Source organism: Streptomyces sp. PTL18 (assembly GCF_059510295.1).
The window spans coordinates 1-1,456 of record NZ_JCAJZO010000098.1; the positions used below are offsets into that span (position 1 = coordinate 1).

At 68.4% G+C, this 1,456-nt stretch carries 1 protein-coding gene; it reads left to right on the forward strand.

Translation table 11 applies throughout. The features are described 5' to 3' along the window. Nucleotides 1–146: 146 nt before the first annotated feature. On the forward strand, nt 147–1,430 hold the full coding sequence (locus AC5WS8_RS39110; protein ID WP_496108230.1) for an IS701 family transposase: 1,284 nt from the start codon (nt 147–149) through the stop codon (nt 1,428–1,430). Nucleotides 1,431–1,456 lie beyond the last annotated feature (26 nt).

The following is a 1,456-nucleotide window of genomic DNA, read 5'->3' on the forward strand; positions in this document are numbered from 1 at the left end:
AATACTCCAGTCTGGTTTCGCGATCTTTCGGCGGGGCCTGGCTGGGAACGGGTACGGCCACCGCGTGATCATCGGTTGGTGTGTGGACAAACGAAGATCGTGCGGTGGCCGCGGGCCATAGCGTAGACCCTGCCCGCTGGCGGGCGATGTTCGACCAGGCCATGGCCCGGATCGCGGGCCAATTCGGCCGAGTTGAACCGAGAGCGAGCGCCCGCGCCTATCTGCTCGGGTTGCTGTCGAAGGCGGAGCGGAAGAACTGCTGGCAGCTGGCCGAACAGGCCGGCATGGCCCGGCCGGGGCCGATGCAGCGGCTGCTGCGTTATGCCCGCTGGGACGCCGATGCCGTCCGTGACGACATCCGCGCCTATGCCGTCGAACACCTCGGCACCGACGGTGGTGTCCTGATCGTGGACGAGACCGGTTTCGTGAAGAAGGGTCACGCCTCGGCGGGTGTGCAGCGCCAGTACACCGGCACCGCGGGACGCATCGAGAACTCCCAGGTCGGGGTCTTCCTCGCCTATGCCACCCGCCGGGGGCGAACGCTGATCGACCGCAGGCTCTACCTGCCCGAGCACTCCTGGTGCGCTGACGCCGAGCGCCGCCACGCTGCCGGGATACCCGAGGAGATCCAGTTCGCGACCAAGCCCCGCCTGGCCTGGGAGATGATCGCCGCCGCGCTGGATGCCGGGGTGAAGGCACGGTGGGTGACCGGCGACGAAGCCTACGGGCAGGACCCGCAGCTTCGCGCCGCCCTGGAAGCCCGCGGCACCGGCTATGTGATGGCTGTTGCCTGCTCGACGCGGGTGCGGATCAACCACGGCCGCACCCCCGTCCGCGCGGACACCGTCGCCGAGCGCCTGCCCGCCACCGCCTGGCAGCGGCACAGCGCCGGAGCCGGTGCGAAGGGCCCGCGCTACTACGACTGGGCCTGGATCCACATCGGCACAAGTGAACACCGCCACCTGCTCATCCGCCGCAACCGCACCACCGGCGAACTCGCCTTCTACCTGTGCTGGTCACCCGCCAAGGTCACTCTTGCGGAGCTGGTCCGCGTCGCCGGTGTCCGCTGGAGCGTCGAGGAGTGCTTCCAGGCCGCCAAGAGCCAGGTCGGACTCGACCACTACCAGGTCAGGCACTGGACCCCATGGCACCGGCACATCACACTCGCCATGCTCGCCCTGGCCTTCCTGACCGCCCTCGCCGCCAGCTCAGCCCCCGAGCGACCCACTCAACCGGCCCACCCCACCGGCAGCCACGGCCTGATCACGCTCACCGTGCCGGAGATCCGACACCTACTCGCCACTGTCTTCAACCCACCAGCCGTGTCAGCGGCAAAGCTGCTGCACTGGTCCAACTGGCGGCGACAACACCAGGAAACAGCCCGGCGCAGCCACTACCGACGACGCTCCAACGACGAACCGACTGGATAGATCACGAAACCGCACTGGAGTACTAA

Excerpts from the sequence above, each read along its gene's own strand:
- AC5WS8_RS39110 (WP_496108230.1), top strand. The coding sequence starts at position 147 with ATGTTCGACCAGGCCATGGCCCGGATCGCGGGCCAATTCGGCCGAGTT.